Annotated in this window: 18 protein-coding genes; 11 read left to right on the top strand and 7 right to left on the bottom strand. The window is 65.7% G+C overall.

Features of this window, described 5'->3' with window-relative positions:
• Window positions 1–15: 15 nt before the first annotated feature.
• Window positions 16–462, top strand: coding sequence for a winged helix-turn-helix transcriptional regulator (locus AC3WL8_RS19405; protein ID WP_492378653.1), 447 nt, complete (start codon window positions 16–18; stop codon window positions 460–462).
• Window positions 463–526: 64 nt separating this feature from the next.
• Here AC3WL8_RS19405 and uraH (AC3WL8_RS19400) read toward each other — a convergent pair whose 3' ends face one another.
• From uraH (AC3WL8_RS19400) to AC3WL8_RS19390, 3 genes are read right to left on the bottom strand one after another with little or no spacing between them, the layout of a single operon-like run.
• Window positions 527–862 (bottom strand): hydroxyisourate hydrolase, encoded by a 336-nt coding sequence (uraH, locus tag AC3WL8_RS19400; RefSeq protein WP_013952628.1) that lies wholly within the window; start codon window positions 860–862, stop codon window positions 527–529.
• A 31-nt stretch (window positions 863–893) separates the two neighbouring features.
• Window positions 894–1403 carry a hydroxyisourate hydrolase gene (gene uraH / locus AC3WL8_RS19395; protein WP_153955868.1) on the bottom strand — a complete coding sequence of 170 codons (510 nt, stop codon included), beginning with the start codon at window positions 1401–1403 and terminating at the stop codon, window positions 894–896.
• Between the two features lies 1 nt (window position 1404).
• On the bottom strand, window positions 1405–2754 hold the full coding sequence (locus AC3WL8_RS19390) for an MFS transporter (protein WP_153955867.1): 1350 nt from the start codon (window positions 2752–2754) through the stop codon (window positions 1405–1407).
• Window positions 2755–3144: 390 nt separating this feature from the next.
• Here AC3WL8_RS19390 and AC3WL8_RS19385 point away from each other — a divergent pair, with 390 nt between their 5' ends.
• Entirely contained in the window at window positions 3145–4089 is a 945-nt protein-coding gene (locus tag AC3WL8_RS19385; protein WP_041228594.1) for a LysR family transcriptional regulator, read from the top strand.
• A gap of 124 nt (window positions 4090–4213) precedes the next feature.
• Window positions 4214–4732: a 2-oxo-4-hydroxy-4-carboxy-5-ureidoimidazoline decarboxylase gene (uraD, locus tag AC3WL8_RS19380; RefSeq protein WP_492378652.1), complete on the top strand. Its 519-nt coding sequence runs from the start codon at window positions 4214–4216 to the stop codon at window positions 4730–4732.
• A gap of 9 nt (window positions 4733–4741) precedes the next feature.
• Here the strand turns inward: uraD and AC3WL8_RS19375 are convergent, their stop codons facing one another.
• Together AC3WL8_RS19375 and AC3WL8_RS19370 are read right to left on the bottom strand one after the other, a co-directional pair.
• Entirely contained in the window at window positions 4742–5407 is a 666-nt protein-coding gene (locus AC3WL8_RS19375) for a hypothetical protein (protein WP_041228595.1), read from the bottom strand.
• Window positions 5404–6810, bottom strand: a complete 1407-nt coding sequence (locus tag AC3WL8_RS19370; RefSeq protein ID WP_013952633.1) for a selenium-binding protein SBP56-related protein — start codon at window positions 6808–6810, stop codon at window positions 5404–5406. Before AC3WL8_RS19370 ends, AC3WL8_RS19375 begins: the two co-directional genes overlap by 4 nt.
• A gap of 306 nt (window positions 6811–7116) precedes the next feature.
• Here AC3WL8_RS19370 and AC3WL8_RS19365 point away from each other — a divergent pair, with 306 nt between their 5' ends.
• Window positions 7117–7536 (top strand): PaaI family thioesterase, encoded by a 420-nt coding sequence (locus AC3WL8_RS19365; protein WP_051591818.1) that lies wholly within the window; start codon window positions 7117–7119, stop codon window positions 7534–7536.
• Window positions 7537–7546: 10 nt separating this feature from the next.
• On the opposite strand, the gene AC3WL8_RS19360 is transcribed toward AC3WL8_RS19365, so the two are convergent.
• The gene (locus AC3WL8_RS19360) at window positions 7547–8545 is read right to left on the bottom strand and encodes an AraC family transcriptional regulator (protein WP_492378651.1); all 999 of its coding nucleotides are present in this window, start codon (window positions 8543–8545) and stop codon (window positions 7547–7549) included.
• A 161-nt stretch (window positions 8546–8706) separates the two neighbouring features.
• Here AC3WL8_RS19360 and AC3WL8_RS19355 point away from each other — a divergent pair, with 161 nt between their 5' ends.
• The 6 genes from AC3WL8_RS19355 (at window position 8707) to AC3WL8_RS19330 (ending at window position 13692) form a co-directional block, all read left to right on the top strand.
• On the top strand, window positions 8707–9687 hold the full coding sequence (locus tag AC3WL8_RS19355; protein ID WP_211981131.1) for a quinone oxidoreductase family protein: 981 nt from the start codon (window positions 8707–8709) through the stop codon (window positions 9685–9687).
• 12 nt (window positions 9688–9699) lie between these two features.
• Window positions 9700–10542, top strand: coding sequence for a TauD/TfdA dioxygenase family protein (locus AC3WL8_RS19350; RefSeq protein ID WP_492378650.1), 843 nt, complete (start codon window positions 9700–9702; stop codon window positions 10540–10542).
• 50 nt (window positions 10543–10592) lie between these two features.
• Window positions 10593–11651, top strand: coding sequence for a beta-keto acid cleavage family enzyme (locus AC3WL8_RS19345; protein ID WP_211981133.1), 1059 nt, complete (start codon window positions 10593–10595; stop codon window positions 11649–11651).
• A gap of 113 nt (window positions 11652–11764) precedes the next feature.
• Entirely contained in the window at window positions 11765–12775 is a 1011-nt protein-coding gene (locus AC3WL8_RS19340) for a Bug family tripartite tricarboxylate transporter substrate binding protein (RefSeq protein WP_153955863.1), read from the top strand.
• 134 nt (window positions 12776–12909) lie between these two features.
• The gene (locus tag AC3WL8_RS19335) at window positions 12910–13293 is read left to right on the top strand and encodes a hypothetical protein (RefSeq protein ID WP_492378649.1); all 384 of its coding nucleotides are present in this window, start codon (window positions 12910–12912) and stop codon (window positions 13291–13293) included.
• A 57-nt stretch (window positions 13294–13350) separates the two neighbouring features.
• Window positions 13351–13692 carry a zinc ribbon domain-containing protein YjdM gene (locus tag AC3WL8_RS19330; RefSeq protein WP_492378648.1) on the top strand — a complete coding sequence of 114 codons (342 nt, stop codon included), beginning with the start codon at window positions 13351–13353 and terminating at the stop codon, window positions 13690–13692.
• A 22-nt stretch (window positions 13693–13714) separates the two neighbouring features.
• On the opposite strand, the gene AC3WL8_RS19325 is transcribed toward AC3WL8_RS19330, so the two are convergent.
• Window positions 13715–14680: a LysR family transcriptional regulator gene (locus tag AC3WL8_RS19325; RefSeq protein ID WP_492378647.1), complete on the bottom strand. Its 966-nt coding sequence runs from the start codon at window positions 14678–14680 to the stop codon at window positions 13715–13717.
• Window positions 14681–14817: 137 nt separating this feature from the next.
• Between AC3WL8_RS19325 and AC3WL8_RS19320 the strand changes: the two genes are divergently transcribed.
• Window positions 14818–16137: an MFS transporter gene (locus AC3WL8_RS19320; protein ID WP_153955861.1), complete on the top strand. Its 1320-nt coding sequence runs from the start codon at window positions 14818–14820 to the stop codon at window positions 16135–16137.
• Window positions 16138–16147 lie beyond the last annotated feature (10 nt).

Here is a 16147-nt window from a genome sequence, read left to right as displayed (position 1 = left end):
CAAGGCAACCAAGACATGGCCACCCGCAAAGACCCCAGCGATGAAACCTGCCCCGTTGCGCGCACCCTGGAGCTGGTCGGCGAGCGCTGGTCGCTGATGATCGTGCGCGATGCGTTCGACGGCATACGCCGCTTCAGCGATTTCCAGCGCAGCCTGGCGGTCGCGCGCAACATCCTGGCCGACCGTCTGCGCTGGCTGGTGGAAGCCGGCATCCTGACGACGCAGCCGGCTTCCGATGGCAGTGCGTATCACGAGTATGTGCTGACGAAAAAGGGAGAGAGTTTGTTCCCCGTCGTATTGGCCTTGCGCCAATGGGGCGAACACCATCTGTTTGCGCGCGGCGAGCGGCGCTCGCAGATGGTGGAAAAGCGGACCGGGAAGCCGGTGCCGCTGATGATGCCCCGGACCAGCGACGGTGATGTGCTCTTGCCAGGGGAAACGGAAGTGCGCAAGCCGCGCTAGGGGGGCGGTGACGAGGTCGTCGACAGTCGCCCGCTTTTCGGCACGGGCGACATGCTTCTTGCATTCAGCTGCCCCGATACGTCCCGAAGCTCCACGGCGAACACAGCAACGGCACATGGTAGTGCTGCGCGGCGTCCGCGATAGTAAAGCGCACGGGCACGATGTCGGCGAAGACGTCGGGGGTGCGGAAGTAGTCCGCCACCCAGAAGCGCAGCTCGAACTCGCCGGTGCGCGCCTGGGCCGGCGGCAGCATTGGCGTGTCGGTGCGGCCGTCGTGGTTGGTGCGAGCGCGCGCGATCAGCCGTGGCGGCTGGGTGGCGACGTCGAACAGTTCCACCTGCATGCCGGCCACGGGGCGGCCCAGGGATACGTCGAGCACATGTGTGCTGATGCCTGCCATGATGCGTGTGTCTCCGGGTTGGGCCGCGGCGTCAGCTGCCGCGGTAGTAGTTGTAGCTCCACGGCCCGAACAGCACGGGCAGGTGGATGCGCTGGCTGGCGTCGGTGACGCGCAGGCGCAGCGGGATCTTCGACAGGAAGGAGGGTTGCGGCAGGCTGGCCTTGCGTGCGGCAAAGTATTCGTCCGCGTGCAGGATCAGCTCATAGGTGCCGGTGCGGTAGCTGTCGCCGATCAGCAGCGGCGGTTCGCTGCGGCCGTTGGCGGCCAGCGTGACGGTCTGCAGCGGCGTGCGCTGGCCATTGTCGATGCGGAACATCTCCACGCGCATACCGGCCGCGGGCGTGCCGTGGTAGGTGTCCAGCGCGTGCAGTGTCAGGCGCGGGCTCAGGCCGCCTTGCTGCACCGGCGCAGCGGTCTGGTTCGGGGCCGCCGCCTCCGGCGTGGCGCCCCAGCTGGCGCCGGCCAGCAGCGCGCCTCCGCCCAGCGTCATCGATTGCAGCGCGAAGCGCCGGCGGGTGGGATCAAAAGCATAGTCGTCCATGTCAGGCCCCTTGCTTGCCGTGCTTGCCGCCCAGCTTGCGGATGCCGACCAGCACCAGCGCCGCGGCCAGCACCTCGATCACCGCCACCAGGTACAGGCCGGAGGTGAGCTTGCCGGTAGTGTTCTTGATCAGCCCCATCACATAGGGCGCGCCAAAGCCGGCCAGGTTGGCCACCGAGTTGATCAGGGCCACGCCCACCGCGGCGGCGCTGCCTGCCAGGTATCGGTTGGGCAGCTGCCAGAACACGGGGATGGCGCTCATGGTGCCGACCAGCGCGGCGGTCATGGCCAGCAGTGCGATCACCGGCGACAGCACCTGCGCGCCCAGCAGCACGGCCAGCACGGCCATGGCACCGCCACCGACCAGCGCCGCGCCGCTGAAGTGCCAGCGCACTTCGTTGCGGCGGTCGGAATGCGCGCCGTTGAGGATCATGCCGGCGGCGCCGCACAGGTAGGCCACGGCGGCGATCCAGCCCACCGCCATCGGCGTGGTGAAGCCCACGTCCTTGATGATGGTCGGGATCCAGAAGGTCAGCGTCGAGTTGGCGCACAGCAGGCAGAAGAAGATCGCGATCAGCAGCCACACCTTGGGGTTGGTGAAGAGCGTGCGCCAGTCGTGGCCGCGCTCGCCCAGGGCGGCGTTGTCGCGCTTGAGGGCGTCCTGCAGCACGCGCTTCTCGTCGTCGGAGAGCCAGCGCGCCTGCTCCGGCTTGTCGGTCATGTAGAACCAGGCAAAGATGCCGGCCAGCACCGACGGGATGCCTTCCAGGATGAACAGCCACTGCCAGCCGTGCATGCCGTTCACGCCAGCCATGCTGGTCATGATCCAGCCGGCCAGCGGGCCGCCCAGCACGCCGGCGATGGCCGATGCGGACATGAAGGTGCCGAAGGCGCGCGCGCGGCGCTGCGACGGGTACCAGTAGGTCAGGTACAGGATCACGCCCGGGTAGAAGCCGGCTTCGAATGCGCCCAGCAGGAAGCGCAGGATGTAGAACTGCGTGGGCGTGGTGACAAAGGTCTGCAGCATGCAGATCACGCCCCAGCAGATGGTGATGCGCATGATCGTCTTTTTGGCGCCGATCTTCTGCAGCAGCATGTTCGACGGCACCTCGAAGAAGAAGTAGCCAAGGAAGAAAATGCCCGCGCCCAGCCCGTACACGGCCTCGCTGAAGTGGAGCGCATCCAGCATCTGCAGCTTGGCGAAGCCGATGTTGACGCGGTCCAGCCAGGCCAGTACCCACAGCACCCCAAGGAAGGGCAGCAGGCGCCAGGTTACCTTCCGGTAGACGCTGTCCTCGGCGTCGTCGGCGGTGCCGGCAAATACCGGGATGCCTTGTTTCGTGATCGACATGATGTCTCCTGTCTTGTCGTGTTCTGCCAGGTCTTGCTTGGCGGCGGTGCATGCCGTCCGCCGGGTTGGGAGCAAGTATATGAATGGCCCGCCAATGCGAAACGAGGGGGCTGGTATAGACCCCATAGCAGCACCGATATGGGCTGCAATCCCTTGTGTGGCGCGGGTTTGCGGGTGCTCCGGCGGGGCCCTGGCGGACCTATGGATTACCCTAGGCAGGCCGTTTTCCGGGGTGCGCGCACGCGGACCGGGCAGGCTCGTCCGGGTTGTACCGGTTGTCGTGCGGTGCGCGACACGCTACAAAGTCGCCATTGCCTGGCACGGCGTTGCCGCCCGGAGCGGCGGCAGCCGCACCCGCCAGGCCTCCACTTTTTCTGCCACGGACCCAACATGATTCGCGCCGACGACCCGTTCGATACCTACCTGCTGCGCGTGCTGTGCATCCTGATCGCCGAGCAGAGCGTGTCGCGCACGGCGATCCGCCTGAACCAGTCGCAGCCGGCCATCAGCGCCGCGCTCAAGCGCCTGCGCGCGATCTTCAACGACCCGCTGCTCACGCGCGAGAAGAACGTCATGGTGCCGACCGAGCGCGCGTTGCAGCTGGCGCGCAATGCCCAGGCCGCGCTCAGCGCGCTGGACAACCTGCTGGTCTCGGACGACCGCTTCGACCCCGCCACCACCGAGCAGAGCTTCGTGGTGGCCATGCCTGACTACCTGGCCCCGCCGTTCTTCGCGCACGTGGTGCGCGCGGTGCGGCGTGCGGCGCCGCACGCGCGGCTGTCGGCGCTGCCGCTGGGGGCCACCTTCGATTACGAGCAGGCGCTGTCGGCGGGTACGGTCGATATCGTGATCGGCAACTGGCCCAATCCGCCTGAGCACCTGCACCTGTCCGTGCTGCTGGAAGACGAGGTGGTGTGCGTGGTGGCGCAGGACAGCGTGCATGCGCAGCCCGGCAAGTTCACCGCCCAGGCCTACCTGGGCGCCTCGCATATCGTGCCCACGCCGTATTCGCGCGACCAGCGCGGCCTGGTCGATGCCGGCCTGAGCACCATGCGCGTGCACCGGGACAACCGCATCAGCTGTCCCTACTTCAACCTGGCGCCCAGCCTGATCCCCGGCACCGACCTGATCCTGACCACCGCACGCCACTTCGCCAACTACCATGCGCAGCATGTGCCGCTTGCGGTGCTGGAACCGCCGATCGAGTTCCCGTTCATGCGCTTCTACCAGCTGTGGCATCCGTCGCGCCACCGCTCGGCCGCGCATGTCTGGCTGCGCGGCATGCTGACCGCCGCCTCGCAGGAGCTGCGCGACCTGCGCGATATGCGCCGCTAGCGGTATCGGTTTCTGTTATGGGATCTATAGGGCGCGGGCTCTCGCCGCTGTGGCGGGCCGTTCCTATACTCGGCCCCGTATCCAACGATTCCCCATGCGCGGGATCCCTACGGGAGAAGCATCCATGTCTCAACCACTCGACCTGGCGTCGGTCAACGCCCTGGACGAAGCGGCCTTTGCCGATGCCTTCGGCAGCGTGTTCGAACACTTTCCGCAGGCCGCCGAGGGCGCCTGGGCGCAGCGGCCGTTCGCATCGGCGACGGCGCTGCATGGCGCCATGATGGACGTGGTGCGCAAGCTCGACGAGCCGCGCCAGCGCGATTTCCTGAACCTGCACCCGCAGTTGTCGGCACGCAATATCCGCGCGGGCACGATGACGGCCGATTCCAACGCCGAGCAGAAGAGCGCCGGCCTGGATGCGATGTCGGCGCAGCAAGAGGCCGCGCTGGACCAGCTCACCGCTGACTACCAGGCGCGCCATGGCTTCCCGTTCATCATCTGCGTGCGCCACTACACCCGCGAGGGCATCTTCGCCGCGTTCGAGCGCCGCCTTGGCCGCAGCACGCAGCAGGAGCTTGACGAAGCGCTGGCGCAGATCGCCGCGATCACGCGCGGGCGGCTGGCGGCGCGGCTGGCCGGTTGAGTTCAGCGTTTATCCAAAGGCTTCAAGACCCAGCGCCAGCATCCCGACCAGGATGAGGCTGGCGGCCCAGACCGCCTCCAGGTTGAACCAGCTCCGCGACACGAACTTCAGTCCCAGGTAGCGGTAGACCAGCCATGCCATGCCGCCGCCCACGGCGAACATGGCCAGGGTGTGGATGACGGCGACCACCAGCGCCATGCCCAGGTTGGCGCTGGCGAGCGTGGCGGCGGCCTGGTGCCCCAGGTCCGCCTCGACACGGCAGAGGCCAAGATAGATCGGCACCAGCATCAGGCCGGCGCCATGCGCAATCGCCACCGCGAACGACCATAGCGCTAGCCGCGATGGCGCGATGCGCACCAGTGCCCGCGGGTGGCCTCGCCTGAGCAGCAGCACGATGCCGCAACCAACCAGCAGCACGCTGGCGCCGATGCGGATTTGCGCTTGCCAGGCGACCAGGGCAGCCAGCATGCCGAAAGGCAGCGTTACCGCCAATACCGCAAGCGCGTGCCCGAAAGCCAGGTACCCGAGCGCGGCAAGGAGGGCGCGGCTGCTATGCGCCAGCAGGCCGTTCGATACCGCCAGCGGCCAGCCCATGGCCGGGTTGATGCCGTGATAGAGGCCGCTGGCCAGCACTGCCGACCAGAGGCCGATCTGTTCCCAAGCGTGACCGGTCAAGCCTTGACCGACGGATAGCAAAACGAGTCGGTCGAACAGTCGCCGCCTTCCAGCCGGATCTGGTGCGCGCGGTAGCCTTCCGGAAACTCGACCCAATAGTCATCGGCCAGCGTCAGCCCGCCGTCTGGGCCGGCATGCGCCATGACCTGCGTGCCGGGGATGCCGTCTGGGTAGAACTGGTTGTCCCAGGTGGAGTAGAGCGAGTTGGTCCAGTAGACGCGCTTGCCGTCGCGGCTGATCTCGACCATCTGCGGGCCGCCGGCAAATGGCTTGCCGTTGGGATGCGGCGTGCGGCGGACGATGCCGCCGATATGGACCGAGCCGGCGAGCTTCAGGTTGCGCGGATCGCTCACGTCATACTGCCGCATTTCGCCGGTGCCCCAGCAGGACACGTAGAGGAACTTGTCGTCGAGGGACAGATCGATATCGGTCACCAGCGGCGGCACGGCACCGAAGCCCTGCAGCAGCGGCGGCAGCAGGCTTGCGTCGGCGGCTTCGGGCGGGATGGTTGCCGTCTTCTCGGCGTGGAACTTGCCGCCTTCGCGCCACCAGGTCCAGATCGAGCCTTCCAGGTTGGTGGTATCGACCACCACGCCAACAAAGCCGTATTCCCGGATCGGATCATGCGCAGGCCGGACTTCCAGCGCCATCTGGTGGTTGGCGCCCAGGTCGATGGTCTGCACGTTGCGGCGCGCCCGCAGGTCCCAGAAATGCAGCTTGTGCCCGTAGCGGTTGCCCAGCAGGTCCTCGGGCACCAGCCCGTTCTCGAACTGCGGCGGCAGGGCCCATTCGCTGGACACCATGTAGTCGCGCGGCAGGTTCCACCAGAAGTCGTAGTGCTTCTCCTGTTCGCCGCGGTCGATTTCCCAGCGGCCCAGCACGTCGAAGGTCTCGCAGTCCATGATGAAGATGCCGGGCGCGCCGTCCGTGCCATCCGGGCCACCGCCCCCGAGCGTGCTGACGTAGATGCCCTCCGGCCCGCAGTGCACGGTATGGGGCCTGGAGTAGCCGGTCTTGCGGAAGATCTCGTCCGGTTCAACGATCTTGTGGATCCGTGCCTGGGTCGGGTGGGGCTTGGTGTCGATGATATACAGGCGCGACGAGCGCATGCCCGGAATGATCAGGTAGCGCCGTTCGAGAAACGCATGGCCGGTCAGCGGCGACAACGACGACGAGCACGCATTCCAGCCGAAATGGTGCAACTCGTCGCCCTTGTTGGTCATCGGCACGGTATGCACGACCTGGCTGTAGGTGGGCGAGCCGGGTTTGGCGTCGATCACCGCGAGCGCGTCTGGCTGCGAGGCGTCGGGGCTTAGCAGCACCGTATAAGCAAATGATTCCGCTGGTGCGCTGATCGCAAGTTCCGGCGAGGCGTGAAATGTCGGATCTGGCCGCATGTTCATGGGTGAGCCCTCCTGGTTTTGCAGGACGTCGCAACGTCGCTGGTACATCACTTGCCCGTGGTGTGTGGCCAAGGTGCAGGGGAAGCTTACTTAGCCTAGGTCGTTCTCAATACCGAGTCAAAGGCGGCGCAGGCGCGGCGAATGAATGACCCCCAGTGGCCTATTCATGCTGGCAAAAGATGCGCTTCGTGAAATAGAGATTTACGAAAAGCCGTAAATCGCGCAGAAATGGGGCTTCGGGCCAGCGAGCAAGCCACGCGCTGCACCGGTATCAGAGAAACGATCAGCGAAATGGAAACCCAAGCAATGGATGCGGTAAAACCTCAAGGTGAGGGCGATGGCGAGTTCTGTCTGGACAATCCGGCACTGGAGAGCATCGGTGTCAGGATCACCCAGTGGCGCGACGACTATGTAGAACTTGAGCTGCCGCTCGCGCCCAATATGCTCAACCGCAGCCGGGTGGTGCATGGCGGCACCCTCTGCACCTTGCTCGACGCCGCCACTGGCTATTCGGGCCTTTACTCGGCGCCGGGCGAGGCCGCGCGCCATGCGGTCACGCTGTCGCTGACCTCGAACTTCCTGAGTAACGGGACGGGCAAGTTGCTGACCGCGAAGGGCATGGTCGACCGGCGCGGACGCTCGATCTTCTTTTCGCGCGCAGAGGTGTGGCTGGATGGGGAGTTGCTGGTGGCAACGGGTGTCGCCACGATGAAGTACCTGAAGTAGGCAGTCCGTCTCAGGCGCCGTCCTGGCGCCAGCGCGTCGGCGACTTGCCGAACTGTGCCGCGAACCAGCGCGAGAATGCGCTGGGTTCTGAAAACCCCAGCAGCGTGGCGACCCGGGCGAGCGGGCGCTGCGGATCCTGCAGGTAGCGTTGCGCAAGCTCGCGGCGCACTTCATTGACCAGTGCGGAGAAGGTATCGCCATCCTGCTCCAGCTGGCGCTGCAGCGTGCGCGGACTGATGCCAAGGCTTTGCGCGACCTGTTCCACCGCGCCGCGCCCGCGCGGCAACAGCTGGTGCAGGGTGCGCCGGACGTCGGCCGCGATGGAAGGCTTGCCGACCCCCGGCTGCAGGTCGAGGAAGCCCCTGGCGTACCCGGCCAGGCTGGCATCGGCCAGGGGATTGACGCGATCCAGGTCGCCGCCGGCGAGCACCAGCCCGTCGAACTCTGAACCAAACTCAATGTGTTGTCCGAACAGGCGCCGGTGGATTTGCAGGTCGGCCGGCGCCGCATGGGCGAAATGCACGCTGTGCGGCTTCCAGGACGTGCCCAGGATGGCGCGGATCAGGCTGTACAGGGCGGCGACTGTCAGTTCCATGGCCTGCCTGCCGGGCTGGTGCCGGCCCGTCTGCAACGTCACATGCAGCACCGTGATCTCTGGATATTCCGTGACCAGGATGGAGATGGAGTCGCTGAGCCAGTGGCGGTAGCGCTCGATCTCCGCCAGCGCGTGGCGCAGCGTGGGCTGGTGCTGCAGCAGCAGGCTGACCGGGCCGAAGTCTGACAGGCGCCACGATTCCCCCACCATCAGGCCAAGCGAATGGCAGGCCGTGACTCGCGCCGATGCCTCCAGCACTTCGGCCAGGCGCGCTTCCGGGATGCGCAGGTCCGGGGTGTACAGGCAGGCCTGGTCCAGGCCTGCCTGGGCCACCATGCGCACCGGATCCAGGCCCGCGCCCCGGGCAATCTCCAGGTATTTGGTCAGGGAAGCGCTGCGAACAAGGACGGTCATAAGGCTGCCGCGAGAGTGGGTGGGGGCGTCGGTCGTGTCCGTCATCAAATGTCAAATCCTGGCGCGATCGGTCAAGGGTGCCGCGCCATGGCTGTCTGACAATCGTTACCGTCGCGCCAATGATAGCGGCGCGGGCAGGACACGACAATCAGGAGACAGCCTTGGCAAAAGCCATTCGCATGTACGAGACCGGAGGGCCCGAAGTCCTCCGCTATGAGGACGCCGAGGTCGGCGACCCGGGCCCGGGCGAGGTGCGGATCCGCCACGCCGCCGTCGGGCTGAACTATGCCGACACTTACTTCCGCAACGGCACCTACCCGGTGCCGCTGCCCAGCGGCATGGGCGTGGAGGCAGCCGGCGTGGTGCAGGCGGTCGGGCCGGGCGTGACCCATGTCGCGGAGGGCGATCGCGTCACATATACCGGCTTTATCAACACCCTGGGTGCGTACAGCACCGAGCGCCTGGTGCCTGCCGCACCGCTGATCCGCCTGCCGGAAGCGATCAGCTTCGAAACCGCGGCGGCAATGACCATGCGCGGCCTGACCTCCGCCTACCTGATGCGCCGCATCTACCCGTTCAGCGGTGGCGAAACCATCCTGCTGCACGCGGCTGCCGGCGGCGTGGGGCTGATCGTCTCGCAATGGGCCAGGCTGCTCGGCCTGACCGTGATCGGCACCGTCTCGACCGAGGCCAAGGCAGAGGTGGCGCGTGCCCATGGCTGCAACCACATCATCAACTACAGCCATGAGGACGTCGCAAAGCGGGTGCGGGAGCTGACCGATGGCGCGGGCGTGTCCGTGGTCTTCGACAGCGTGGGCAAGAGCACCTTCATGGCGTCGCTGGATTCGCTGAAGCGGCGCGGGTTGATGGTCTGCGTCGGCACGGCCTCCGGCACCATCCCGCCGTTTGATCCGCAGCTGCTGGCGAGAAAGGGTTCGGTCTACCTGACCCGACCGGCGCTGGCCGACTACATTGCGGACCCCGCCGAAAAGGCCGAACTGGCCGCCGAGGTGTTCGGCCACGTTGCCGCTGGCCGTATCCGCATCGAAATCAACCAGCGCTATGCGCTGCAGGATGCCGTGCAGGCCCACCGCGACCTGGAATCACGCAAGACCACCGGGTCTTCGATCTTTGTGCTGTAAAGGAGCGTCCCCATGCGAGCCCAACCCCTTACCTGCAATATCGGCGCCGAAGTCAGCGGCGTCAGCCTGGCCGATGCCGCGCGCGACGACGCGCTGTTTGCCGAGGTCAAGTCCCTGCTGCTCACGCACAAGGTGCTGTTCCTGCGCGACCAGGAAATCTCCCGCGCGGATCACGTGGCATTCGCGCGCCGCTTCGGCGAACTGGAAGACCATCCCGTCGCCGGCAGCGATCCCGACCATCCGGGACTGGTCCAGATCTATCGCAGCGACAAGCGCGAGAACTACGAGAACAGCTACCACACCGACGGCAGCTGGCGCGAAACCCCGCCCATGGGCTGCGTGCTGCGCTGCATCGAATGCCCGCCGGTCGGCGGCGACACCATCTGGGTGAACATGGCGGCGGCCTACGAGCACCTGCCCGAGGACATCAAGCAGCGTATCGCCGGGCTGCGCGCCAAGCACAGCATCGAGCATTCGTTCGGCGCGGCGATGAGCCCGGAAAAGCGCGCCAGCCTTGCCGCGCAGTACCCCATGGTCGAGCACCCGGTGGTGCGCACGCATCCGGAAACCGGCGAGAAGGCGCTCTACGTCTGCGGCTTCTCCACGCATTTCGCCAACTTCCATACGCCCGAGAACGTGCGCTACGGACAGGACAAGACCCCGGGCGCCAGCCATCTGCTGAACTACCTGATCAGCCAGGCGGCGATTCCCGAATACCAGGTGCGTTTCCGCTGGCAGCCCAACAGCGTGGCCATCTGGGACAACCGCTGCACCCAGCACTACGCGGTGCAGGACTACTGGCCGGCGCCGCGCAAGATGGAGCGCGCCGCCATCATCGGCGACAAGCCGTTCTAAGGCGCGCCAGCCGCCGCCAGGCCACGTGCCTTTATCAATGGAGACATGCCGTGAATTACCTCGATGGATCCCTGTTCCCTGAAAACCAGCAGCCGTTGATCATCACGGCGGCACCCTACGCACCGGGCTGGCTGCCGTCCGATTTCCCGGAAGACATCCCCGTGACGATGGAAGACCAGATCCAGAAGGCCGTGGACTGCTACAACGCCGGTGCGACTGTGCTGCACCTGCATGTGCGCGAGCTTGACGGCAAAGGCTCGAAGCGTCTGTCCAAGTTCAACGAGCTGATCGCCGGGGTGCGCAAGGCGGTGCCGGAGATGATCATCCAGGTGGGCGGATCGATCAGCTTTGCGCCGGAAAACGAGGGGGATGCCGCCAAGTGGCTGTCCGACGACACGCGCCACATGCTTGCCGAACTCGACCCCGTTCCGGACCAGGTGACCGTCACGGTAAACACGTCGCAGATGAACGTGACGGAGCATGCGGAACTCGCGGATTTCAAGGGCACCTCGCGAGAGAACCCCGCGATCTTCAATGCGTACAAGGAAATGACGGTTCCCGCCCAGCCGGGCTGGGTCGAAGAGCACATCCGGCGTCTTTCCGCTGCCGGCATCCAGAGCGCATTCCAGTGCTACAACATCAACAGCTTCGAATCCGTTGAGCGGCTGATCCGGCGCGGCGTGTACAAGGGCCCGCTGGTCATGAACTGGGTGGCGATCAGCGGCGGCATGGATGCGCCCAGCGTCTTCAACCTCGCCAACATCGTTCGCGCCGTCCCGGATGGCGCGGTGCTGACCGTCGAAAGCTCCGTGCGCAACGTGCTGCCTGTGAACATGATGGGGATTGCCCTGGGCCTGCATGTGCGATGCGGAACCGAGGACTGCCTCTGGAACCAGTCGCGCACGGCCAAGATGAGCACGGTGAAGCAGATCGAGCAGCTGGTGCGCATCGCGGGCGAATTTGGCCGCAAGGTGGCAACGGCCCAGGAAGCGCGCGAAATCCAGAAGATCGGCGTGTTCTACGACACCGTCGAAGAGACGCTGGAGGCCAACGGCTTCGCGCCGAACCGCAATGGCGGCAATCAGGGCTTCCTGCGCAAGGCCGCCTGACCCGGGCCGGTTGGCATTGGCGATCCGCCAGCAGAAGGGCAAGGGTGGCAAAGCACCGGCTCACGATGAAGCCGGCTGCTGCCCTGAACAACCCTCGCACATTGGAGACAACCATGAATCAAGCACAACCGTCGGCGCGCCGCAGGGCGTCGCTGTCATGCATGTTGGGCCTGGCGCTGTCGGTGGCGCTGCCGGCTGCGCTTCCATCGACCGCCCAGGCCCAGGCGTGGCCAACCAAGGTGGTCAAGATCGTGGTCGGCGGCCCCGCCGGCGGCACCGCCGATTTCCTCGGGCGCCTGCTGGCCGAGGGGCTGACGCAGTCGCTGGGCAAGCCGGTGATTGTCGAGCAGAAGCCTGGCGGCGCCGGGGCGATCGCCGTCAACACCCTGCTTTCCGCACCGCATGACGGGCATACACTGCTGCTGATCCAGGGCGGCATCGTCTCCGAGACGCCGCTGGCGCTGAAGGTCTCGTTCGATCCTTTCAAGGACCTGAAACCCGTTGCCCAGGTGGCCCGTACCGGGCTGGTGCTGGTGGCCAACCCCAAGCTGCCGGCGAAGAACTTCAGCGAATTGCTTGCCTACATCAAGAGCAAGCCCGGGCAGATCGACTATGCCTCTTATGCCGCCGGCATGCGCGGGCAGACCATCGGCGTCCAGTTCAACCGCCTGGCAGGCGTGAACATGAACCATGTCGGCTACAAGGGATCGCCGCCCGCGCTGCAGGACGTGATGGGCGGCCATGTGCCGCTGATGTTCGACGGCCTGGCCACGTCGCTGCCGCTGATCAAGTCCGGCAAGCTCAAGGCCTATGCCGTGGCGTATCCCAAGCGCATCCCCGCGTTGCCGGATGTGCCGACCTTCGCCGAAGTCGGCTTCGCGGCGATGACGGAGCCCAGCTGGATGGGGGTGTGGCTGCCACCGGACGTGCCGGCGGCGGTGCAGGAAAGGATCCGCAACGCCACGCTGGCCATCGTGCAGCAGCCCGGCTACCGCGAGCGCGTGGAGGCCATGGGCATGGACGCCGGGCAGCCGCTCAGCAGCGAGGCGCTGTCCAGGGAGGCGCGCGCCGCCCATGATCGGCAGGCGGAGTTGCTGCGGTCGATACATTTCGTGCCGGAGTAGGGGGCCGGCAAGGAGGGCAGGCGCCCTGCGGGCGCCTCAGCGCAGCGTTCAGCAAAGTTGTATGCTTTCTGAATGGCCTGCCGGGCGCCTCCAGCGCGTTCCCGTCACGGCGCAAACAGTATGGCGGTGACGACATGAAGCCTGCTCACGCATTGATTGTGACTTGCGTCATGCTGGCCGCCTGCGTATCGACGGGCGTCGAGGTGAAACAGGAGCAAATGTCGAACTTCCTGCTCGGTTTCTCCACCCTCGACGACGTTACCAGCCAGCTGGGGAAGCCCTCGTCGCAGACTACCCTGGTCAACGGGTCAACCATCCTGATCTATTCGTTTGCGGCCTCCAGGCCGCACCCTGAGAGCTTTATCCCGTTCATTGGCCCGCTGTTCGCCGGCGGCGCGATCCGGTCGTCGACGGTTTTCTTCGAGTTCGACGACAACGGCGTCCTCAGGAGCCAACGCCTGACGACATCCGGCAGCGTTTCGGGATGGAGCGTGCTGCCGCCCGATATGTTGCCATAGGCCGGGGCGGTATACTTCTGCTCCTTTACGGCCCTGGCCAGACACCCGAGAGTCCCCATGAGCGCTTTGCCTCCCTGCCCAAAATGTCATTCCGAGTTCACCTATGAAGACGGAGGCCTCTACATCTGCCCGGAATGCGCGCATGAATGGTCGGCGCAGGCCGCGGCGCCGACCGAACCGGAAGCCAGGGTGTATCGCGATGCGGCAGGCAATATCCTGCAGGATGGGGACACCGTCACCGTCATCAAGGACCTGAAGCTGAAGGGGTCGGCCGGTGTGGTCAAGATGGGTACCAAGGTGAAGAACATTCGCCTGGTCGACGGTGACCACGATATCGACTGCAAGATCGACGGCTTTGGTGCCATGAGCCTGAAATCGGAGTTCGTCAGGAAGGTCTGACCGGGCGTTGCACCTTCGCCGCTCAGTCACCTGCGCGGCGGCTTCCTGGACGGGGTCGTCCCCGACTGCGCGAACGGGCTGTCGCGAACATCTGCATGTCGCGCAGGATGCAGTCCAGCAGCGTATTCGCGGCCACGCCCATCGGGCGGCCTGTCTTCACCAGCAGACGTGCCTTGGCGGCCTCGAACAGCGGATGGGCGATAGGCAGCGTAACCAGTTCGGCGGACTGCAATTCACGATAGGCCGCGAACCCGCCGATCAGCGTGATGCCATCATGCCGCTTCACGAAATGGCGCAGCACGGCCAGGGAGTTCGTGGTCAGCGTCGGGCGGATCTGGACATTCTCCGTGTAGGCCAGCATCTGCACGACCTGCCCGAGTCCGAATGCCGGCGGCATCATCGCCAGCGGGTAGTCGCCCAGTTCGCGCACGTCGACCTTGCCGCCCCGGCGTGCCAGGGGATGCCCGGCATGCACCAGCAGCACCACCGGTTGCGATGACGTGGCAACCCAGGTGATATCGGCATGCGTAGGCGGATTGTAGGCCAGCCCGATATGCGCGCGGCTTTCCGCTACCTCTTGCAGGACGTTGTTGACCGGGAGGATGTCGACGGTCACGTCGAGCCTGGGATAGCGCGCACAGAAATCCGTCAGCACTTCGTCCATCAGTCCGTCGACATAGCCCTCGCTGGTGGCGATGCGCACCTGGCCGTGCTGCAGGCCGCGCAAGGCCTGCAGGCGGTCCTCGAAGAGCTCCTGCTGTGCGCGGCAGCCGCGCCAGTACTCAAGCAGGTGTACTGCGGCTTCGGTCGGCTGCACCCCGCGTGCATGGCGGTCGAACAGCGGCGCGCCGACCTCCTCTTCCAGCAGCCGGATCTGGCGCGTGATCACCGATGGCGAGGTGTTGATGCTGTCGGCCGCACCACGGATCGAGCCATGTGTCAGTACCTCGTGGAAATAGCGCAGCCTGCGCTGGTTCAGTTCCCGCATGTCGGATCCCGCTGTTGCCAATAGGGCAACGATAGCGGACTTAAGTTGCTCTTGCTCTGTTTTTTCATATGCCAGAGGATCGACCCTGAACGACATCGCATCCACAAGAGATAGAGCCGACCACGGGAGAGACCGACATGTCCGCAACCCTGCCCCCACGTACCACGCCGGAGTACGCCAGCGCCGCGCAGCAGGCGCTGTACCGCAAGCTGAACTGGCGCCTGTTGCCGTTCCTGCTGCTCTGCTACACCTTTGCCTACCTGGATCGCGTCAATATCGGCTTTGCCAAACTGCAGATGCAAAGCGATCTCGGCTTTTCCGATGCGGTGTACGGGCTGGGCGCCGGCATCTTCTTCTTCGGTTACGTCCTGTTCGAAATCCCGAGCAACCTGCTGCTGCCCCGGATTGGTGCCCGCAAGACCATCAGCCGCATCCTGGTGCTGTGGGGTATCACTTCCGCGGGCATGATGTTCGTGCGTGACGAGACCACGTTCTATGTGCTGCGCTTTCTGCTCGGCGTGTTCGAGGCCGGCTTTGCACCGGGCATGATCTTCTATCTCACCTACTGGTACGGGCAGCGGCGCATGGCGCGCGTGATGGCCGTGGTGATGCTGGCCGGGCCCATCGGCGGGATCTTCGGCTCGCCGCTGTCTACGTGGCTGATGACAGGCCTGTCCGGCGCGCATGGCCTGGCGGGCTGGCAATGGATGTTCCTGGTCGAAGGGCTGCCTTGCGTGCTGCTCGGTGCCCTGGCGCTGCGCGTGCTGGCCGACAGGCCCGCCGAGGCGAAGTGGCTCAGCGACGAAGAGAAGCGCATGCTGGCGGCTGAACTGCAGGTGCCGGCAGGCGGCCACCAGTCATTCGGCCAGGTGGCACGCGATCGGCGCGTCTACCTGCTAGCCTTTGCCTACTTCACGATGATCTGCGGCATCTACGCCGTGAGCTTCTGGCTGCCGTCGATCCTCAAGGCCGACGGCGTCACGGACACCATGCAGATCGGGCTGTATTCGATGATTCCGTACATGGCGGCGGCGATTGCCATGGTCGTGATCGGCCGCAGCTCGGATCGTCGCGGCGAGCGCCGCTGGCACAGCGCGGTCCCCGCATTTGTCGGCGCCGTGGCGCTGGCCCTGGCCACGGTGTCGAGTGGAAACCTGCCGCTGTCATTGCTTTGCATGACCGTCGCCACGGCGATGATGTGGGCCGCCTACACGGTGTTCTGGGCGATTCCGTCGCAATACCTGAAGGGTGATGCCGCCGCGGGTGGCATCGCGCTGATCAATACCATCGGCCTGATTGGCGGCTTCCTGAGCCCGACCATCATTGGGGCGGTGCGCACCGCCACCGGCAGCATGCAGGCCGGCCTGCTGGTGATGGTGGCGCTGCTGATGGCCGGAGCGGCCGTACTGGTAGCCAACCGGATGCCATCGCCCCAGGGCGCGGTCTCGCCCGCCTGAGGCTGGCCAT

Source organism: Cupriavidus sp. FW305-F7, assembly GCF_058782875.1.
Note: the sequence above shows the minus strand (reverse complement) of the source record. Positions and strands in the feature narration are given on the sequence as shown.